This is a genomic window from Lysinibacillus sp. JK80 (assembly GCF_027557635.1).
GTDB classification, from domain to species: domain Bacteria; phylum Bacillota; class Bacilli; order Bacillales_A; family Planococcaceae; genus Lysinibacillus; species Lysinibacillus capsici.
In genome coordinates, this window is record NZ_CP058997.1 from 3,199,415 (window position 1) to 3,220,708 (window position 21,294).

14 protein-coding genes are annotated in these 21,294 nt (G+C 36.2%); 4 read left to right on the forward strand and 10 right to left on the reverse strand.

Going from position 1 to position 21,294, the window contains the following annotated elements; all coding sequences use genetic code 11:
- Window positions 1–65: 65 nt before the first annotated feature.
- From hemA to HXV90_RS16140, 10 genes are all read right to left on the reverse strand, one after another.
- Window positions 66–1,430, reverse strand: a complete 1,365-nt coding sequence (gene hemA / locus HXV90_RS16095) for a glutamyl-tRNA reductase (RefSeq protein ID WP_048395129.1) — start codon at window positions 1,428–1,430, stop codon at window positions 66–68.
- Window positions 1,431–1,627: 197 nt separating this feature from the next.
- Window positions 1,628–4,546: a vWA domain-containing protein gene (locus HXV90_RS16100; protein WP_269897591.1), complete on the reverse strand. Its 2,919-nt coding sequence runs from the start codon at window positions 4,544–4,546 to the stop codon at window positions 1,628–1,630.
- Between the two features lie 18 nt (window positions 4,547–4,564).
- Entirely contained in the window at window positions 4,565–6,013 is a 1,449-nt protein-coding gene (locus HXV90_RS16105; protein ID WP_004226619.1) for an S-layer homology domain-containing protein, read from the reverse strand.
- 183 nt (window positions 6,014–6,196) lie between these two features.
- Window positions 6,197–7,858, reverse strand: a complete 1,662-nt coding sequence (locus HXV90_RS16110; RefSeq protein ID WP_054550016.1) for a hypothetical protein — start codon at window positions 7,856–7,858, stop codon at window positions 6,197–6,199.
- Window positions 7,859–8,001: 143 nt separating this feature from the next.
- Window positions 8,002–8,175 carry a YjfB family protein gene (locus HXV90_RS16115; RefSeq protein ID WP_081011007.1) on the reverse strand — a complete coding sequence of 58 codons (174 nt, stop codon included), beginning with the start codon at window positions 8,173–8,175 and terminating at the stop codon, window positions 8,002–8,004.
- A 135-nt stretch (window positions 8,176–8,310) separates the two neighbouring features.
- The gene (gene yihA / locus HXV90_RS16120; RefSeq protein ID WP_048395121.1) at window positions 8,311–8,892 is read right to left on the reverse strand and encodes a ribosome biogenesis GTP-binding protein YihA/YsxC; all 582 of its coding nucleotides are present in this window, start codon (window positions 8,890–8,892) and stop codon (window positions 8,311–8,313) included.
- 4 nt (window positions 8,893–8,896) lie between these two features.
- Window positions 8,897–11,221 carry an endopeptidase La gene (gene lon, locus HXV90_RS16125; protein WP_048395119.1) on the reverse strand — a complete coding sequence of 775 codons (2,325 nt, stop codon included), beginning with the start codon at window positions 11,219–11,221 and terminating at the stop codon, window positions 8,897–8,899.
- Between the two features lie 230 nt (window positions 11,222–11,451).
- Entirely contained in the window at window positions 11,452–12,723 is a 1,272-nt protein-coding gene (clpX, locus tag HXV90_RS16130) for an ATP-dependent protease ATP-binding subunit ClpX (RefSeq protein WP_036075657.1), read from the reverse strand.
- Window positions 12,724–13,404: 681 nt separating this feature from the next.
- Window positions 13,405–14,694: a trigger factor gene (tig, locus tag HXV90_RS16135; RefSeq protein WP_048395116.1), complete on the reverse strand. Its 1,290-nt coding sequence runs from the start codon at window positions 14,692–14,694 to the stop codon at window positions 13,405–13,407.
- A 119-nt stretch (window positions 14,695–14,813) separates the two neighbouring features.
- On the reverse strand, window positions 14,814–15,797 hold the full coding sequence (locus HXV90_RS16140; protein WP_269897592.1) for a hypothetical protein: 984 nt from the start codon (window positions 15,795–15,797) through the stop codon (window positions 14,814–14,816).
- Between the two features lie 213 nt (window positions 15,798–16,010).
- Here HXV90_RS16140 and HXV90_RS16145 point away from each other — a divergent pair, with 213 nt between their 5' ends.
- The 4 genes from HXV90_RS16145 (at window position 16,011) to qoxB (ending at window position 21,294) form a co-directional block, all read left to right on the forward strand.
- The gene (locus HXV90_RS16145; RefSeq protein ID WP_237898316.1) at window positions 16,011–16,475 is read left to right on the forward strand and encodes a hypothetical protein; all 465 of its coding nucleotides are present in this window, start codon (window positions 16,011–16,013) and stop codon (window positions 16,473–16,475) included.
- A 240-nt stretch (window positions 16,476–16,715) separates the two neighbouring features.
- On the forward strand, window positions 16,716–17,558 hold the full coding sequence (locus tag HXV90_RS16150) for a DUF2785 domain-containing protein (RefSeq protein ID WP_259948300.1): 843 nt from the start codon (window positions 16,716–16,718) through the stop codon (window positions 17,556–17,558).
- Between the two features lie 825 nt (window positions 17,559–18,383).
- Window positions 18,384–19,289: a cytochrome aa3 quinol oxidase subunit II gene (qoxA, locus tag HXV90_RS16155; protein WP_221680900.1), complete on the forward strand. Its 906-nt coding sequence runs from the start codon at window positions 18,384–18,386 to the stop codon at window positions 19,287–19,289.
- A gap of 61 nt (window positions 19,290–19,350) precedes the next feature.
- Window positions 19,351–21,294 carry a cytochrome aa3 quinol oxidase subunit I gene (gene qoxB, locus HXV90_RS16160; RefSeq protein WP_048395108.1) on the forward strand — a complete coding sequence of 648 codons (1,944 nt, stop codon included), beginning with the start codon at window positions 19,351–19,353 and terminating at the stop codon, window positions 21,292–21,294.

The following is a 21,294-nucleotide window of genomic DNA, read 5'->3' on the forward strand; positions in this document are numbered from 1 at the left end:
GAAAATCCAATTGCGCGTAACACCCATGTACAATCACAGCTTTCTACGTGAGCGCAATAGATAATTTAGAAAGAGTACTTTGGTTCAGTAGAAGTCTGAGATACCTGTGCGCGTTCTTTGCGCTCAAGCTCTTGCTTTGTCATCTCATGAACTTCAGCTTCCACAGCATCCTCTATACCAAAAATTTGTTGGAATAAACGTAACTGTTCATTTGCTTTTGGAGAATTAGCCATTTCTTTAGCTTGCAAGATTGGCTCTTTTAACAATTGATTGATAATAGATTTTGTATGTTTGCTTAAAATTTTACGTTCACGTTCCGTTAAATCTGGCATTTTATTTTCGATACTTGTCATAGTCTCTTGTTGAATACGATTTGCTTTTTTACGTAATGCTGAGATGACTGGCACTACCCCAAGAGTAGCTACCCAGTCTTTAAATTGCACAACTTCTTCGCCAATCATATTAGTAATATCAGCAGCAGCACGTTCACGCTCTGCTAAGTTCGCTTCGACAATACCTTGTAAATCATCAATATCATATAGGAAAACATTTGGTAGGTCGCCAACTCGTGGGTCAATATCACGAGGAACCGCTATATCTACCATGAATAATGGTTTTCCTTTACGTAAACGTTCCACAAATTGCATTAGCTCGTAATCAATAACATAATCAGTAGCACCTGTTGAAGTAATTAAAATATCCGCTTCTAACAAAGAACATTGTAATTCCTTCATTGATTTAGCTTCACCATGGAATTTAGCTGCTAAGCTTTCTGCTTTTTCAAATGTACGGTTAATGACAGTAACTTTCCCTACACCACTACCGTAAAGGTTCTCAATTGCAAGTTCCCCCATTTTTCCTGCACCTAAAATAGCTACATGCTTGCGTTGTAATGAGCCAAAAATTTTCTTTGCTAATTCTACGGCCGCATAGGAAACGGATACCGCATTCTCACCAATCGCTGTTTCATTATGAGCACGCTTTGCAAATGTTACTGCTTGTTTAAATAGCTGATTGTATACCGTTCCTGTTGTGCCAATCTCTTGTCCACTTAAAAAGCTTTTTTTTACTTGCCCTAAAATTTGTGTTTCACCTAGAACCATTGAATCGATTCCAGCTGTCACTTTAAATAAATGTTCGACTGCCTCATCTTCTTCACGAATCGTTAAATACGAAGAAAATGTCTCCACAGGCAAATCAAACCAGTTGGCTAAAAATTGTTTCACAAAATGACGTCCAGTATGCAATTGATCCACAACAGCATATATTTCTGTACGATTACATGTCGAAACAATTACGTTCTCTAATATACTTTTTTGCTTTTGCAGCGCTTCCATTGCTTGTGGCAGTTCACTCTCAATGAATGATAACTTCTCACGTATTTCAACAGGCGCTGTTTTATAATTCAAGCCTACTACGATGGTATGCATGAATAACACCTCACACGTTCTAATTCACAAATCTCATTATAGCACAGTTCGACAAGAGTTCATCAATAATTTGTGAACATGTCATGAAGAACTGCAATTCGTCATCTACATTAGAATTATTATAAACTAAGTGTAACAAATTATACGTGTTGTTTCAAATTAAAAAACTGCCCCCATTATCGGAGGCAGTTTTCTCATTAATTTGTTATTGTAACAGTCTTTATTGCAATCATATTTCCATCTTTATCGTATGCTATAAACTCAATCTCATCATTGACTTTAAAGTCCTGCATAGTTTGAACAGTTTTTGTTAACATATACACTTGATCACTACGCTTTTGCAAATCAAACTGGACATCTCCACTGATTGAATTAAAACGTACATTCATCTTCGCAACGTTTTGACAGTTACCATCAACTCGAGCACTCATTGTAATATAACCTTTTCGTAGCGAAACACTTGTCTCTTCAAATAAATCTTCTGGATTGATACAGCTTGAAGCTTGCGTTTTACATAAAATTGTATCAATTAACTTCTGGAAGACTTGATGCAATTGCAAATTATCAATTGCATGGAAGTACGTTCCGCCCGTTTCTGAAGATAATTGCATTAAAGTGGCGTCATTTACTTGTGATTTTTTGCCCATACTTACTGTGTATACTTTGACACCTTGCTTTTTCGCTTCATTTATAACTTTTGTCATTTTTGATTTACTCGTTTTACCATCAGATACAACGACAATCGCTTTGGATGTTTTCGAATCGTTCGAGAATTTTGTTAAAGCAATATCGATGCCTGCAAAAATATCGGTTGCACCCTTATCTTTCGATGCTTTATAAAGATCTTTTTTCAACACATTTTCTGTTGTACCTTCTCCAAGTACTGTCGCTTTTGTATTGGTTTCTATGACTATGTTATTTTTAGCCTTTAATTGATTGATTAGTTCAATCATTTTCTTCCCACGATAATTTGTTGGATCAACAGCCTTCATGGAAGAAGAATAATCCACTACATAGGCAATTTCTGTTGCTAAAGAACAAGAGTTTTTACTGAAGTATGGATTCGTAAAAATATCTTTCGTCACTGTTTTATCTTTTAAACCCTTCAAGGACGTTGCATAGCGAGGGTCTATTGGATTGACAAGTCTTGCTTCCACTTTAGATTTGCCATATATAACTGAATCAAAGTAGGCTACAGCGGTACCTGGATTCCCTGTATTATTTAATGGATCAGAAGTGTTCGTAATAAATGAAGCTGTTTTTTCTACTCCGTCATACTTAATTTTGACTGTTCCTTGATAATCTGTAATAGGCTCTCCACCAGGACGCACTAAAGTCACCATTACTTTTGTATAACGATCTTTTCCTGATGGTCTTGATGCAGCATCCGCACTTTCCTTTAGGGCCTCTACTCGTTTTTTAAACGCCTCTACTTGTCCAAGTAATTTACCGCCTTGGTATTTTAATAATACCGTGCGGTCATAGTTACTTAAGTTAGTGAAGATCGAATAAATCTTCATAACACTGTCATAATGTTCTAATGTTAAATCTTTTTCGTCTGGCATTTCTTTCATAAGCTGAATAATGGCGCCGACTGGATTAATGTTCTCTACCTGTGAGGCAATATCATCATCAATGCCCTGAACGCGATAAATAGGACGACCATCGTCAGCAATTAAATACATTATTTCCGTTTTAGCTGGCGTTGTAACAGAGTTCTCAAAACGTGTCTTTAAAAGTTCCTCAAATAAGTGAACAGAAATATCATAGTTTTCAAATTGAAGAATAGCATTTTCATAACCTAATGCCGGATATTTAGGATCAGATCCACCGTAACGCAAATAGATGTTTTGCACATTCCCTAAAACGTCCGTCACATTTGTTTGCTGCCCAATACTAAATAATTTTTTATCTGAATTAGCATTTAGAGGAACTGGGCTATAAACATCAATTAAGTTTTGCGTAAAGAACTCTGGAATATCTTCACTTTTTGGAAATTCAGGAATCACGCTCCCATTATCATCTGTATTTGCTGGGTCGTATACTTGGTAATCAATACGCAATTCAGGCTGCGGTGCATAACGCACTTCTGCGTTTAGTTTCTCACCAACAAGACACTTCATTGCTGGGTCCGTATTATTAATCAGCTCAAAAGTTATTGTATCACGTACTGATTTAGTTAATTTTGGTGCTACCACTATAGCAGATACCGTTGAACCATCCGATTGGACAATGTCAACTGCTTCACCTGAAGTATCAACAATATTTCCGTAGGATGCCTTCACGCGGAATGAATAAGATTTATCATCAGCGATAGGATCACCATTACAAGCCTTTAAAGAAACTGTAACTAGTGTTGTATCCACATTATTTGCAATTAAATCAGGCTTTTCCACCAAGATACTCTGCAATGCATTATTAACATTATTTGGTCCAGTAAAATCATTTGAATTATCCTTTGGCTCTTCAAAATCAGCACTACTAGATCCCATAAAACCAGGTGGTAATGTAATGCTATCATTATCACGACCAGCTGGACTACGTTTTAATCCTTGTACTGCAAAAGTGCTATTTTGAACAGCACGATAGAAAAATACAGCAACATCACCCCGTGTTAGTTTTGTGGATGGATTAAAGCTAGCGAATGTGTTTTTGCCTGTAGAGCTTGTAGATAAATCATTTGAATATAAATATTGAACTGCCTGTGGCTCATCTAAATCTAAGCCTTTAAAAGCCGCGTAAATTTGGGCAAATTGGCCACGTGTTACAGCTTTTGTTCGATTCGTATTTACATGTGTACCATTAAATGGTAAATAAAAATCACTGTAGAAATTATAAGCAACACTATCAATATAAGATAAAGCATAGTTACGATCTAGTTTGGCAAACATCAGAACAAGATCGCGATCTGTCACTTGATCATTTGGTAAAAAGTTACTTGCACTATTTAAGGACATCAGGTCATTATCGACCGCCCATGAAATAGCTTTATAATTATTGCTATTTGTTGGAACATCTCTAATTGTTGTAGCTGCTTGCGTAACAGTAGGTGTAGCTGTCATCAGTAGAAGCATGAAGCAAAGCATAGCAAGCAATGCTTTTTTTACATATGTCATTTTTGTTCCATCCTTTCTTTAGTTAAAGAACAATATGTCATCACGATAGTTTTGTTTTAAGTCATCCTCTAAATATTTCAAGAATCGTTCTAAAACAACTGACGCCTCTGCACGCGTTAGCGGTTTATTTGGATTAAAACGACCAGCAGCATCACCAATCATTAAGCCAAGTTCATTCGCTATATAGATGCCATCTCTCGCATAATTTGGAATCTGTTTGTCATCTGTAAATTTAGTTAAGTAACCAGGATCAGGTGCTCTATTTTCAAGTCCTAAGGCACGGACAAAGATAGTTGCAGCCTGTGCGCGATTAATAGCATTATCTGGCTTAAAGTAGTCAGCTGATACACCTTTGATTATTCCTTTATTTAACGCTGATTCAATATAACCGTAATCTTTGATAGAACGCTTCAAGTCTTTAAAAACACTTGTAGTAGGTGTCTTTTTTGATTTCTTTTCTTCAAACACACGTAAATCAACCGCTTTACCAATAGCCGTCGTAAAATCAATACGTTTCATTGGTGTATTAGGAGAAAAGAAGTTACTTGAATCTGAGTAAATACCTAGAGAATAAAGTTTTTCAATTGCTTCTTTCGCATAATGGGTTGTTAAATCTCTGAATTTAGGAATGATAAGACGTTCAATTGTCGGCATGTACTCTGTATCTAAATCAAGTGTACCTTTTTGTCCTGAAGATAGGTCGTATGTATATTCAGAAATAACATCCTTTTCACTTACGACTGCATATCCACCTTCAAAACTCCCTAAGCTACCGAGATTTTCCTCATAATTTAAAACACGTGATTTACTTGTAGATAAACGATTTTTCACATGACTTGTTTTACCATCACTATAAGAATAAACAGATTCCGTGATTTGAGTTTCTGTCGCACCCCAGAAGTTCTCATAGCCTGCATGTCGACTATCTGTTTCAATTGTTACTGTGTTTTGAACAGCATTTTTTCCTTTTCCTGTTTCAAAAGCATAGGTTTTTCTAGAAATAATATTTCCTGAGTAATAATCAGAGGCTGCACGATTATCAGTAACTGTTCCTTGTGAAAATTGATAATCGACTAAGGAATAAGTAATGGCGCCAATTGTGATTTTTTCAGTGTATTTCTTCACTTCACCATTGGATGTTTTTTGACCAAGAACTGCATAATCCACTACATCTGATTCATAGGCAATATTTCTTGTCAATGTTGCGCCATTGCTTGCTGTTAACTTCATGCTATACGTTTCAGTTAATTTACCTTTTGATTCTTTTTGAGCAATTTTAATATCTTTACTTGTCCCTTTAAAAATAACAGGTGTCCCTGAAAGGAACACAGCTTCTTCATATGTATATTCGTTTTTTACAGCACCTGTTGTTTCTAATGAAGCGGCTGATGCATTGAATGGAATAGTTGTTCCAATCAAAAAGACAGCAAGGACTAGAAACATTATTTTAGATAATTTTTTTTGCATTCGCTTTTCCTCTCTTTCACTGTGCATTTGCGTGCATAATGAAGCTTGTTTCTAATATAACTAAAAAATCTGCTCGTCTTGCGAATGTATACACAATTTAGCCTATTCGAAGTAACTTCCTCATCTTTCGATTATGAAACATATTCGCATAAGACTCGCAGATTTTTTAGTTTAATATTTATGCTAATCTACCAAAATAAAATGAGCTTTAACAAATCGATCTGATAATACAACTAAACGATCAGATGGCTGTAAGTCAGAAGCTTGAATCACCTTACCTGCTTTAATCAGTGTCGCTTGGTCAATATTCATATTAACCATTTCACCTGCTTCATACCAACGACCATTTTGCCATTGACTAACACTCTTGACATTAATGACTGCAGGATACGTAGATTTTACTGACTGTAGTTTCCCTGCAAGCATTAGAGGGGCAACAGGTTTAGCCTTGTCTAAAATATGAAGAGCTTGTACATGGCCTTCCTTCACATAGAAATAACCATAATCTCCCTCAGATAAGTAAAGTTCAATATCTGGCATGACACTATATGTTTTATTGCCGTCATCTACCATAGCTTTCGTTGAATTACTAACTGACAGCACAGTACGATCTGCTTTCTTGAAAACATTTGATTCAATCTTCATCGCATCGTCAATTTCAATTACATATCCATCTGCTTGAGATAAGCGTCCATAATATAATTCATGACCTGCGAGATTAGGTGACATGAAGCTATCACTTGTAACTTGTATTACTTGGGCATAGTGATCACGAGTAGCACCATCAGCCACGACAAAAGCAGTACCATATGCCATAAGACCAGTAGGTTCAATTAATCGTCCATTTCGAATTAAAATAGTTCCATTATGGAAATACATTGTTCCTGCTGTTTTCAGTTTCAGTAGTTGGTAATCTGTATCAACAGACAGCATTGGTTCGTAATATGTTCTTTCATTATTTTTTAATACGACAATTTTCTCGATTACTTCCTTACCAAATTGTTTAACGGTCGCATAGTATGCTTCGCTACCTATATAATTTTTCAGCTGACCTTTCTCGACTTTTGTATTCCCAACATAGATTGGTACTTTGGATGTAAAAGGCATAGTTGAAAGATCATTTGTTGTTTGAGAGCCAAATTGCCAGTTTACAAAGGCATGCTGATTTTTCACGGTAAGCTTGTTGGCATTAGGATTGACCGCTTGTATCTCGCCTTTATATAAGTTTTCAACGAGCGTACCTGTTTCACTGATAGCTACCTTTGATATGATTGAGGAAGTTTTATTTTTGAAACTTAATTTAACTCGATCCCCAACGTATAATGCACTAATATCTGTTGCAGAAGAACCTTTTTGATAATTGGTTTCTTTGTTTAAATAGTATGTCGTTTCTGCGCCAACATCTGGTTTTACCATGATAAATAAACCATTTGGATCAATACTCGTGACGACACCAGCAGTTGTTTTACCGTTACTGCTTCCTGTTGATGGTACATTTGTTTCTGTTGGTGTATGAGAGGTACCGCGAAGTTCAACAACACTTCTAAGAGAAATTTCAGCCTCGACTTCCATCCCCATCTTAAAACCCTCAATCGTTGTAGACGTATTATTAATATATAATCTAGTATTTTTATTAATATTAAACGTTACTGTTCGTCCACGATCATTTTCCAATGTAATTTTACTAAGTTGCTTTTCTATCGTACCATCAGGCTTCGTATATTCTGAAAACGTTACATCAACAAATGTCCCTGTCACTAGTTGGGCTGCTTTAGCAGATTGATTAAAGGAAAAACCAACTATCATCAGTAACGTAATCATCAGTATGTATAAATATTTTTTCAAAAAACCTGCCTCCTTACTAATTATTAGTATATCGTATTATTGGTAGTTTTTCTTATTCGAAAAGTTACATTTTAGGCCTTCTTGAATTTATTTCTAAAAACAAAAGTTGAGGTAGCTTTTAACTTCAAGCTACCTTGCCTACTTCATACTTGAATATCAATTGTATGTCCGGCTGTTGGATGTGGAGCATCTAACATTTCAACTAACTGTTCTGTATTTTGCTGTTGCATTTCCATTGCCTGTTTCGTAACAGCTAAAGATACATTTTGCATAAGTGTTGCTTGGTTCATTGCCATCGATAAAGCTGCGATATCCATCTAGTCCACCTCCTATCTAATTTATCGGACAAATAGTTTCATCATCAAGTATTTTCCCTAATTTTCTACACCACTCGATTGAAAATACAAAAACATCTATTGTCCTAACGGTTTAGATACAATAGATGTTTTTTATTACATTTTATTTTCGATTGTTTTCCAAGCTTCCTCAAAGCCAAGACCCGTTTCTGATGAGAAGACAATAAGTGAATCACTTTTTTCCATCTCCAGTGTCTCTTTGACAATTTTCTTATGTTTATCCCACTTACCTTTTGGAATTTTATCTGCCTTCGTTGCAATGACAATGCAAGGAATATTGTAATGCTTTAAAAAATCATACATCATACGATCATCAGCTGTTGGAGGATGTCGCAAATCTATAATTTGTACGACTGCTTTTAACTCCTGGCGTCCTGTAAAATAGCGCTCGATCATTTTTCCCCATGCCTCACGCTCTGTTTTAGAAACCTTTGCATAACCATACCCTGGAACATCTACAAAAAATAGCTGTTCTTCAATCTTATAAAAGTTAAGGGTTTGTGTTTTACCAGGCTTAGATGAAATACGTGCTAAAGCTTTACGTCCGATCATTCGATTTATAAAGGAAGACTTTCCTACATTCGAACGACCTGCTAATGCAAATTCTGGCAGTCCATCTTCTGGATATTGGTCTGGTCGTACCGCACTAATGACCATTTCGACATTATGGACTTTCATTTTTTTAAAAACCTCCGTCCAGCGCATAGGCTAAAACTTCATCAGCCGATGTCACTAGTTTAAATGTTAGTTGCTCACGTACACTATCAGGAATATCCTCTATATCGCGTTCATTATCCTTAGGACAAATGATTGTCGTTAATCCTGCACGGTGAGCGCTTAATGTTTTTTCTTTTAAGCCGCCGATTGGCAATACACGGCCACGCAAGGTAATCTCACCTGTCATACCTACCTCGCGGCGAATCGGGCGATGTAAAATAGCCGAAACGATAGCTGTTGCCATTGTAATACCAGCTGAAGGTCCATCTTTAGGTACAGCACCCTCTGGCACATGGATATGAATATCATGTGTATCAAAAAATTCGGCATCCACATTAAGGTGTTCCATCTTCGTACGAACATAGGATAAGGCTGTTTGAGCAGATTCCTTCATTACCTCACCAAGCTTACCAGTTAGTTGTAACTTCCCTTTACCTGGTGTTAAAGAAACTTCAATTTGTAATGTATCTCCACCAACTGTTGTATAAGCAAGTCCAGTAGCGACACCCACTTGATTTTCCTTTTCAGCCTGTCCATAGCGGAAACGATGTTTACCAAGTAAATCTTGTAATGATTTGGAGCTAACCGTTACGCGTTTTTTCTCACCAGATACAATTACTTTGGCAATTTTACGGCAAAGCGTAGCAATTTGTCGTTCTAAACCGCGAACTCCTGCTTCCCGAGTATAATAACGTATAATATCAGTGACTGCTTCATCTTTGATTACCACTTGCGTTTTTTTCAAGCCATGCTCTTTAAGCTGCTTTGGTATAAGATGATTTTTTGTAATTTGAGCTTTCTCGATTTCAGTATAGCCTGCAATAGATATTACTTCCATACGATCTAATAATGGTCCTGGGATGCTACTTAAATCATTGGCAGTTGCAATAAATAACACATTAGATAGATCATATGGTTCCTCAATATAATGATCACTAAATGTATTATTTTGTGCAGGATCTAAAACTTCAAGCATAGCTGCTGCAGGGTCACCTCTAAAATCATTCGACATTTTATCGATTTCATCTAATAAAAATACTGGATTAATCGTACCTGCTTTTTTCATTCCTTGAATAATACGTCCTGGCATTGCACCAACATACGTACGTCGATGTCCGCGAATTTCCGATTCATCTCGAACACCACCTAAAGAAATACGAATAAATTTTCGATCTAAACTTTCGGCAATGGAGCGAGCTAATGATGTTTTACCAACACCTGGAGGCCCTGCTAAGCATAAAATAGGTCCTCGCAGTGAATTTTTCAGCTGACGTACTGCTAAATATTCTAGAACACGTTCTTTGACTTTTTCTAATCCATCATGATCTCGGTTTAAAATATTTTCAGCATGGGCAATATTCATGCGATCCTCTGTAGCATTTGTCCACGGTAATGAAATAAGCCAATCAATATAATTGCGAATAACACCGCTCTCAGCACTAGCTCCAGGTATTTTTTCATAGCGATCTAATTCTTTCAGTGCTGCTTCCTTTGTTGTTTCTGGCATACCAGCTTCGTCGATACGCTTCCGTAATTCTGCAACTTCTCCAGTTTTCCCTTCGCGATCTCCCAGCTCCGTTTGGATAGCTTTCATTTGCTCACGTAAATAATATTCCTTTTGCGTACGCTCCATTGACTGCTTTACTTTGGAATTAATCTTCTTTTCTAGATCCAATACTTCCTGTTCATCATGCAAGCGAATAATTAAATGATCTAGTCGTTTTTTAACGCTTAGCATTTCCAAAACTTCTTGCTTGTCGGCAATTTTAAACGGCAAATGAGAAGCAATAATATCAGCTAAACGGCCAGGCTCTTCAATATCCGTTACAGTATTGATCGTCTCAGTTGTAATTTTATTGGAGGATTTTGCATATTTTTCAAAATACGTCAACAATGTCCGCATCAATGCTTGTGTTTCTACATCTTTTTCTGTTGACTCCTCTTTAATTTCAATATCGACAACCGTATACTTCTCTAACGCACGATAGTTTTTCCACGTTGCACGAGCAACTCCTTCTACAAGGATACGTAACGTGCCATTTGGTAATTTAAGCATTTGTTTGACATAAGCAATTGTACCAACTGAATACAAATCTTGCTCTTCAGGTTGTTCATCGTGCATTTCTTTTTGTGTTACCAATAAAATCATTTGGTCCTCTAACATTGCCTGCTCAAGCGCCGCTACAGAACGATTTCTACCCACATCAATATGTAACACCATCGATGGGAATACTAAAAGTCCACGCAAAGGCAATAATGGTACATTTGTTGTTTTTTGTATTGTCACCATGCGGGCATTCACCTCCGTCAAAATTTTCATGTTAACATCCCGCGCTACTAGTATGTGTTTAAAAAGTTGATTCACACTAGATATTGAAGCGAGCCAAAAATTTCTTCAAGTTACAGCTGGCTTTATGTAGGAATGAATAAAAAGCTGACTGTCGATATGTGCGAATATTGCACAATCGAAGTCAGCTAATTACTCTCTATCTCACAACGGTAGACAGCCACGTCTATTCATTATGCTGAAGTTTTAGTGTCGCTACCTTCATCGAGTTCAGTGCCATCTTCAAGAAGCAATTTCGGTTTTTCTTTATCCGTAATTGTTTTTGCTGTAATGATACATTTTTTCACGTCTTCACGTGAAGGTAATTCGTACATTACATCAAGCATTGTTGACTCAATAATTGAACGAAGACCACGCGCACCTGTTTTACGTTCAATTGCTTCCTTAGCAATTGCCACAAGAGCATCTTCATCAAATTCAAGCTCAACGCCATCTAATTCAAGCATTTTTTGATATTGCTTGGCTAGTGCATTTTTCGGCTCTGTTAAAATTTGTACTAGTGCTGCTTCGTTTAATTGCTCCAGACTCGCAAGTACAGGTAATCGACCAATGAACTCTGGTATTAAACCAAATTTCAATAAATCCTCAGGAATCAGCTTGGACATGATAGAACCTTCATCTACATCTACTTTATTCGGATCTGAACCGAATCCTATTACTTTTTCACCCTGACGTCGTTTAATGATGGTTTCAATACCATCAAATGCACCGCCAACAATGAAAAGAATATTGGTTGTATCGATCTGTAAGAATTCTTGATGAGGATGTTTTCGTCCTCCTTGTGGTGGAACACTTGCAACTGTTCCTTCAAGAATTTTTAGGAGTGCCTGCTGAACACCTTCGCCGGAAACATCTCGTGTAATAGATGGATTTTCCGACTTACGTGCAACCTTGTCAATTTCATCAATATAGATAATCCCTTTTTCAGCGCGTTCGATATCATAATCAGCTGATTGGATTAACTTTAATAAAATATTTTCAACGTCCTCACCAACATAACCTGCTTCAGTTAAGGAGGTAGCATCCGCAATAGCGAATGGAACATTTAAAATACGTGCTAACGTTTGAGCTAATAAAGTTTTACCGCTACCAGTTGGGCCGATTAACACAATGTTCGATTTTGCTAATTCAATATCATCAATTTTACTATTCGTATTGATACGTTTATAGTGATTGTAAACTGCGACTGCCAATGCTTTTTTAGCACGCTCTTGTCCAATTACATACTCATCTAAAATCGTTAAGATTTCTTTCGGTTTTGGGATATCTTGGAATTCGATCTCCTCTTCTACACCTAGTTCCTCTACAACGATCTCTGAACAAAGCTCGATACATTCATCACAAATATAAACACCTGGACCTGCAACTAATTTACGCACTTGTTCTTGTGGTTTTCCACAGAATGAGCATTTTAAATTGCCTTTTTCATCATTAAATTTGAACAATATGTTTCACCCCTATTCAAGCAACAATCTTACAAGATTATTGAACCTTTATCAAATAAATTGTCTGCATCATTTACGCCTCAGTAATTATGCATGTGTAGATTATAACGCATCGTCATGTACTTTACTTCATTTGTCTTTCGAAGCATGCTATAGGAACCTGCTTACTTCGCCACCTTATACTGCTATAAAGTTACATTTATTCACTTCCGACACACTACAAACTACTGATCTCTATTTATAAATCTACTACATTCATCAACCAAGGGTATATCACTCAAAAAATAAATTTTATTTAGTTAGAACCTTTCTGAATGAAGTTAAGTTTAGCATCGTATCAATTTCGCCTTGACTCTAATAGCGCCAGGACTTCATCTAAATCCTTGCCGCCTGCCAGCAGGCACTATCTTCATTCAGTCGTGGTTTAAACACACACTAAAAAGGTTAAAAGGCTTACAGCTCGCCATCTATGTGAGATGGGAGTTTTTTGTACCTGACATAATACTTTGGATACAAAAACATCTGCTGAATGAAGATAAAAACTAAAACAATACTATGTATAAGTGAAGTATAAAGTGAATTAAATGTTAAGGGGACTGATTGCTAAGAGTTTATGTGATAAAACAAGGCACGGATGAATGCCGTACCTTGTTTTTTTGGGCTATCTAATTACACAAAATCTTATTCAGTAATTTTAGCGTTTTCTACTAAAAATTCAACTGTTTTTTGGATTTTGATGTCATTTTCAAGTACTGCTGTTCCACCTAAAGCACTTGTGATTTGATCTTTTGTCATGTTAAATTGAGCAGCCATTTTTTCTAATTCTGCTTCAATATCAGCTTCAGATGCTTCAATTTTTTCAGCTTCAGCAATTGCTTCAAGTGTTAATGATACACGCACACGGCTTTCAGCTTCTTCTTTCATTTGGCCACGTAAGTCTTCTTCTGATTGACCAGAGAATTGGTAGTAAAGGTCTAGATTCATACCTTGCATTTGTAAACGTTGACCAAATTCTTGTAACATACGATCAGTTTCAGAGTTGATCATACCTGCTGGTACTTCAAAGTCCGCATTTTCAGCTGCTTTTTCTACAAGCTCATCACGAAGAGCTGCATCTGATTCTGTTTCTTTTTGAGCTGCAGTTTGTTCTTTAATTTTAGCGCGTAAAGCTTCAACGCCTTCAACTTCTGGATCTAATTCTTTTGCAAATTCATCATTTAACTCAGGAAGAACTTTTGTTTTAACTTCTTTCACAGTTACTTTGAAAGTAGCTTCTTTACCAGCTAATTCAGCTGCATGATATTCTTCTGGGAATGTAACAACAACATCTTTAGATTCGCCAGCTTTAACACCAACTAATTGCTCTTCAAAACCTGGAATGAATGAACCTGAACCGATTTCTAGTGGATAGTCTTCACCTTTACCACCTTCAAAAGCTTCTTCGCCAACGAAACCTTCGAAGTCGATCACAGCTGTATCACCTTCTACGATTGCTTCGTCTTCTTTGATTTCAAGCTCTGCTTTACGAGCTAATTGATCTTGAATTTGTGCATCTACTTCTTCATCCGTTACTTCTACTGGAAGTTTAGATACTTCTAGACCTTTATAGTCTCCTAGCTTTGGTTCTGGTTTCACTGTTACTTGTGCAGTGAATGTGAAATCTTGACCGTGTACAAAGTTTTCTGTACCAGCGATTTCTGGGTAATCAACTGGCATAATTCCAGCTTCATCAATTGCTTTTGCATAAGATTCAGGAACGATGATTTCTAATGCATCTTGGTATAGAGATTCGATACCAAAACGTTGTTCAAACATTTTACGAGGCATTTTACCTTTACGGAAACCTGGTACGTTAATTTGTTTTACAACTTTTTTGAACGCTTGGTCCATTGCTGCGTCGATTTCTGCAGCAGGTACTTCGATTGTAAGAGTACCGATATTACCTTCTTGTTTTTCCCATTTTGCTGACATGTATAAATACCTCCAAATAAATAATCAAGTTTAAGATGTTAGACAATTCATTCGTAACTACGATTTTGACAACCATTTTAGTATAACATAGATGTGTATAGTTTCAACTTATTTCATACCTAATGTAGTTCTGTTAGCTTTTCTAACATTTGTAAAAAGTCAATGATTTCATAGTCCATTTCTTGTACATTTCCAAGCATCGCTAAGACAAAATCAATATAACTATAGGCAACATCATCTGCTTCGAACGGGTGCCATTCAAATGGATACGTTACAATGGCATGCTTTGCCATTAAATATTGTACCATTTCCAAAGTCGATGGGTCTTGTTCTAGCTTCACTTCTAGTATATTTTTTATTTCTCCATACTGCGGTAGCTGGTTAGGCAATACTAATTCAGTAGGATTAACAACTTTGGTTTGATTAAATTTGGCTACTGTAACATTGATAGCTACTTCTTGTTCTACTAATAATATAAGTGCTAGACTCTGGACAAACGGATGGATCGTGGAACATTCAATAATCTCTTTCAACGGCTCTTTTAATTGTCTTACATTTGTATCCATAAGTCGATGTAAGCGAATGGATTGCTCATTTGGACTAAGTACCCTAAATTTCTCAAGGTCATATTCTTGTTCTTCTATTAAACGTTGTGCATTTTCTTTTTTTTCTAGATTCTTAGACACTTCACTATTCAAATTTTTTAAGCGTTCAAATTTTTCAATTTGATCCTGAGGCAAAACATTTTCTTCAAGTAGCGTTGAAATTAATGACTCTACTTGATGGTATTCTTTTAACTGCATGCATACGGTAATGTACAATTCCATGATTTCTACATAAAATGACGTACCCATTGAAAATAATTGCTCACAAACATCCTTTGTCTTGCTATAGTCCTTTAATTCATACAAAGCGAAAGCATAAGCACTAAGAGCAAATTCATCTCCAGCTTCGTACACAAATGCCTTTTCAAAGCTTGCCACCGCTTTTTCATACTGAAAATTTTCAGCAAACATATGTCCTTCACGTATTAATGTTTGGACAGCGCCCGGAAAAACAACAACATTGTCATGTTTAATGACATGACGCTTTCTTTTTGTCATTTTTCTCACCTCATTATTCTAATTTTTCATTTCTGCTATTTACTAAAAAAATCCAAGTTTCTTGTTTTTAACAAAAAATTATTGCTTTTGCATTCATATTTTGTAATAAATTGTATTATAATTAGAATAGTCTAAAATTTATCACAATTCGCAGACGCTTCCCCTTTGTTGTCTGCATCAAGAAAATCAAGTTCTTAACAAGGAGTGGAATCCATGCAATTACTTGATACAATTACAGAGTTTGATCATTGTATCTCATCTGCATTCGAGGCATTATCAATTAAAGTCATTTCAATTTCTACAACGGACGGCCATTTTCAAGATAAGCCGATAGAATTTGAACTTTTAACACGCACCAAAATAGATGTCTACACACAAGAAGCCAGCACCTATATTTTAAAAATTCAAGGGTGTATTCCTGGATCTATTGCACTTGGTCATCAAAACGAGTCTCTTTCCATTATTCCTCAAAAAGTAAACATTGAATGTAACTACAAGCTGCTACATGTTGATAAAAAAGATATGCAGCAGATTTTACAACATCCTGAACCAAATCGTCACTATAGTGAATGGCTCATTGATGCAATCAAAAATGCCAATATTCTTGTCGAGTTAAAGACAAATCAACACACGCTCACTGAATGGCCAATTGGCATTAAATCAGCAGTCATTATTTAGCTAGACAAAGACATACTTAAATAGGTATGTCTTTTTTATTGTTCACATTTTAGTTTTACCATTTTATTGCGTTTCTATCATAACAACTTTCTATAGTTTCTGGAAATAATATTGTAAAATTTATGTTTTAAAGAGGACATTCTAACTGTGCTTGATTAAAATGAAGGTTTCAAATTTATCCCTTCGAAATGAAATGGCGCTATAATATAAAATACAAAAATAAGTTGGGGGCTTTTTTACATGGATATTAAAGAAACATTACAGTCTTTTTCTACAATGACACTGTCTGAACGTCAGACATTTATGTTCCAACATAGTGATTGGCTATTACAGGAGATGTTAGCCCATATTGGCTCAGTTGATGCCGAATTACGAGACCAGCTCATTTATCGCACCTTTGTTGATTTACTAAGTGATAATTTATTGAGTTCTCAACAACTTCAATATTTGTTTGATACAGTTACAGGTGAGGATTTTTTATATTTACATATCGGAGATAAAACAGAGGATAGTGTCTTTACTCGTTCTTTTTCTGCTTTACTAGTTGCAGGTCTTCTTGCAAAGGACGCTGAATTACTTGTTTTAAGAGATGAAGACCTACAAGTGTTCTTTAAAAAAATTGGCCGTTATTTGTTATTAGAACAGGATATGAGAGGATATGTTCAGGGAAAAGGATGGGCACACAGTATTGCACATGGTGCAGATTTAGCTACAACAACAATAAAACATCCAAAATTCGATTTACAGTATGCACCATCCATTTTACATGCATTAAAACTTGTCACTTGGAAAGAAACAGTCTTTGTTAACGATGAAGAGGAACGTTTAATTAATATAGTGGATGCATTATTGCTTCAAAATTACTCAGAGGAAGCACTGATCGAATTTGTTGAGCAGGCTTTTGATAAATTTGAAATGCATTTAATGACACAAGGTTATAATGAGCTCTTCTTTAGTGGAAGAACTTGTACCTTAAACTTTATGAAAACACTGTATTTTTCTTTGAAAATGAATAATAAAGCTCCACAGCTTCAAAATACGATTTATGGACAAGTAGCCAAATGGCTGAAGCTTGGTGATTGACAGGTAATTTTAAAAATGCTGAATTACACCGCTTAATTCTTGATAACATAAATTTTTTCTAAAATACTAGCAAACTAAGAACTGGCTTAGTTTGCTTTTTACTTTTCAAATAAAACAAATGAAGTAAAAATATGGATATTAAAGAAAAGCTGTTATTATATTAACATAATTAATATTTCACTCCATTTATTCCCTCCTCGCTCATTCCTTTCATTGAAAATTCAACCTATTGTTTCCATAAAACGTCATTGCATCTACTCCTTTTTTGGATAAAAGGCAAATAAAAAATCCCAATAGGTCTGGTATGACAATGATTTTATTACAAAACAGCGTCTAAAATGTGAAATACCATTTTTCACATTTTAAATTATTTACTTAGGTAAACATCAGGAATGCAGTATTTTCAACGTTTCCACAGTGTTTAATAAATAAAACCTATAAATACCAATACTAAAATAACGATTTTTGTTCAAAAAATGTTCAAATTCAATACCGCTATACTATCATTTTCATAACAAAATTATGTTTTTTCTTAAAAACAGGGCGTATAATCCAATGTGCAAACAACGAGAGATTGTGACAATCGTAGTTAACCAAGTATGTATTTAAACGATTGCGCAAATCATTGATTTTGCTAACGCTTGCATCAGATCAATCAACACTAGATTTTATGTTTCATATTGAACCATGCCATTGTAATTTCTTATGTTGTTGATTGATACGCCAAGATAAAAGAGGTGACCTCAGTATCAACTATTTGTAAATGTGACACTGACAAAAACACATGAATTTTATGAATAGCCGTTCTATAGAAAGGAGTCAAACATGAAGAAAAAATTAAGTTTAATGTTAGTAGCATTGAGTGCGATTGCTCTTCTTGCTGGATGTGAACCATTAACAGTGTTCAATCCAAAAGGACCTAATGCTGAAACATTATCAAACACAATTATCTTATCCATTATTACAATGGCCTTTATATTGCTAGTCGTGTATGTGCTTTTAGCCTTTATGCTTACAAAATATCGTGCATCAAAAGCAGCTGCAGATTATGAGCCTCCTCATGAAGAAGGAAGTCATCTGCTTGAAATTACATGGACAGTAATTCCAATTATTATCGTAGCATTTTTAGCTGTTGTGACAGTAAGAACAACATCTACAGTAGAAGCTCAACCAGCAGGTTATGACGATAAGGAGCCTTTAGTGATTTATGCATCATCATCAAACTGGAAATGGCACTTTAGTTATCCAGAAGAAGGTGTTGAAACAGTTAACTATGTAAACATTCCGGTGGATCGTCCAATCGAATTTAAGCTTTACTCATTTGGTCCAATTACAAGTTTCTGGATTCCTCAATTAGCAGGTCAAAAATATGCTATGAGTGATATGTTAACAACAATTCACCTTGCAGCAGATGAAGTTGGTTCATTTATGGGACGTAACTCTAACTTTAATGGACGTGGCTTTGCAGAAATGGAATTTGAAGCACAATCTATGACACAAGAAGACTTCGATAAATGGGTTGCTGATGTTAAAGCGAAAGAGGCACCATTAACAGAAGAAAAATTTGATGAGCTTTTAGAGGCAGAACATGTTGGTCGCCAAAGCTTCTCATCTACACACTTAGACTTTAGACCAGCTCCAATGGAACATGGCAAACACATGAATATGGATGAAATGGATCATGGGGACATGTCTGAAGAAGACATGAATAATGAACATTCTGGTCATTAATTTGATTTTATCGTTGAACGAATCGAGACATTAATTTTTAATTCTGAAAGGAGCGCATCCAATGAGTATGGAAGAATTATTCCATCCAATGCAAGAACCGATGATTTTAGCGGCAGCTATTAGTATCGTAGTTGGTGCAGTGGTTATCGTAGCAGGCCTTACTTATTTCAAAAAATGGGGCTATTTCTACAAAAACTGGCTATCAACTGTTGACCATAAAAAAATCGGGATTATGTATATCGCAGTAGCTTTATTAATGCTATTCCGCGGTGGTATCGATGCACTATTAATGCGTGCACAAACAGCCGTTCCAGATAACGGACTTCTTGATGCACAACACTATAATGAAATTTTCACAACACACGGTTTATTAATGATTCTATTTATGGCGATGCCATTTGTTATCGGCTTAATGAACATTGTCATTCCACTTCAAATCGGTGCACGTGACGTTGCTTTCCCACGTCTAAATGCTGTCAGCTTCTGGCTATTTGCAGCAGGTGCTGGTTTATTAAACTTATCATTCATTATCGGTGGTTCACCAGACGCTGGTTGGACAGCCTACTTCCCTCTTGCAAGTACGGATTTTAGTCCGACTGTAGGGAATAACTATTATTCTTTAGCCCTTCAATTATCAGGTATTGGTACTTTAATGACAGGTGTTAACTTTATCACGACGATCATTAAAATGCGTGCTCCTGGTATGACATTAATGAAAATGCCAATGTTTTCTTGGTCAATTTTAATTACAAACATTATTATCGTATTCGCGTTCCCAGTATTAACTGTAGCGCTTGCTCTTATGATGTTTGACCGTCAATTCGGCACAAAATTCTTTGCGATGCAAGATGGTGGTATGGATATGCTTTGGGCCAACCTTTTCTGGGTTTGGGGACATCCTGAGGTTTATATCGTTATCCTACCTGCTTTCGGTATTTTCTCAGAAATCATTGCAACATTCGCACGTAAAAACTTATACGGTTACAAATCAATGGTGATGAGTATGGTGGTCATTTCCCTACTATCATTCGTAGTTTGGGCCCACCACTTCTATACAATGGGTCATGGTGTAATGGTAAACAGTGTTTTCTCTATTACAACAATGGCAATCGCCGTTCCTACTGGGGTTAAAATATTCAACTGGCTACTCACAATGAGGCACGGGAAAATTCAATTTACAACACCGATGCTTTATGCACTTGGCTTTATTCCTATCTTCACAATTGGTGGGGTTACAGGGGTAATGCTAGCGATGGCAAGTGCTGACTACCAATATCATAATACGATGTTCTTAGTTGCCCACTTCCACTATGTATTAATTCCAGGTACAGTATTTGGTGTCCTTGCAGGTTACCACTACTGGTGGCCAAAAATGTTCGGTTTCCGTCTAAATGAAAAATTAGGGAAAGCTGGTTTCTGGTTCATTGCCATCAGCTTCAACGTAACGTTCTTCCCACTATTCATTTTAGGTTTAGATGGATATGCTCGTCGTATGTACACTTATTCTGAGTCTACTGGTTATGGTCCATTGAACATGTTATCGTTCGTTGGTGCTCTAGGACTTGCAGTCGGCTTTGCATTAATCGTCTACAATATTTACTATAGCTGGAAGCATATGCCTCGTAATGAAAAGGCAGATGTTTGGGATGGTCGTACACTTGAGTGGGCTACTCATTCTCCAGTACCAGAATATAACTTTGCCGTAGTGCCTACCGTTACTCGCTTAGATGAGTTCTGGTTCGCGAAAAAAGAAGGTCGCGATATTACTGCAGGTACAATCGAAAAAATTCACATGCCAAATAATACAGGCACACCATTCTGGATGAGTGGATTCTTCTTCCTTGCAGCATTCTTCGCTGTATTTAATCTATGGATTCCAGCCATCATCAGTATGCTTGGTGTATTTGGCTTCATGATCCATCGTTCATTTGAAAAAGATCATGGTCGTTACATTTCAGTTGAGGAAGTAATGGCAACTGAGAAAAGCTTGAGAGGTGATAAATAA

Bases quoted from the DNA above. Each gene is read 5' to 3' on its own strand.
- tig (WP_048395116.1), bottom strand. From the start codon at position 14,694: ATGTCAGCAAAATGGGAAAAACAAGAAGGTAATATCGGTACTCTTACA.
- HXV90_RS16115 (WP_081011007.1), bottom strand. From the start codon at position 8,175: ATGGATATCGCAGCTTTATCGATGGCAATGAACCAAGCAACACTTATG.
- HXV90_RS16105 (WP_004226619.1), bottom strand. From the start codon at position 6,013: ATGCAAAAAAAATTATCTAAAATAATGTTTCTAGTCCTTGCTGTCTTT.
- hemA (WP_048395129.1), bottom strand. From the start codon at position 1,430: ATGCATACCATCGTAGTAGGCTTGAATTATAAAACAGCGCCTGTTGAA.
- qoxB (WP_048395108.1), top strand. From the start codon at position 19,351: ATGAGTATGGAAGAATTATTCCATCCAATGCAAGAACCGATGATTTTA.
- lon (WP_048395119.1), bottom strand. From the start codon at position 11,221: ATGGTGACAATACAAAAAACAACAAATGTACCATTATTGCCTTTGCGT.
- HXV90_RS16100 (WP_269897591.1), bottom strand. From the start codon at position 4,546: ATGACATATGTAAAAAAAGCATTGCTTGCTATGCTTTGCTTCATGCTT.
- qoxA (WP_221680900.1), top strand. From the start codon at position 18,384: ATGAAGAAAAAATTAAGTTTAATGTTAGTAGCATTGAGTGCGATTGCT.
- HXV90_RS16145 (WP_237898316.1), top strand. From the start codon at position 16,011: ATGCAATTACTTGATACAATTACAGAGTTTGATCATTGTATCTCATCT.
- HXV90_RS16140 (WP_269897592.1), bottom strand. From the start codon at position 15,797: ATGACAAAAAGAAAGCGTCATGTCATTAAACATGACAATGTTGTTGTT.
- HXV90_RS16150 (WP_259948300.1), top strand. From the start codon at position 16,716: ATGGATATTAAAGAAACATTACAGTCTTTTTCTACAATGACACTGTCT.
- yihA (WP_048395121.1), bottom strand. From the start codon at position 8,892: ATGAAAGTCCATAATGTCGAAATGGTCATTAGTGCGGTACGACCAGAC.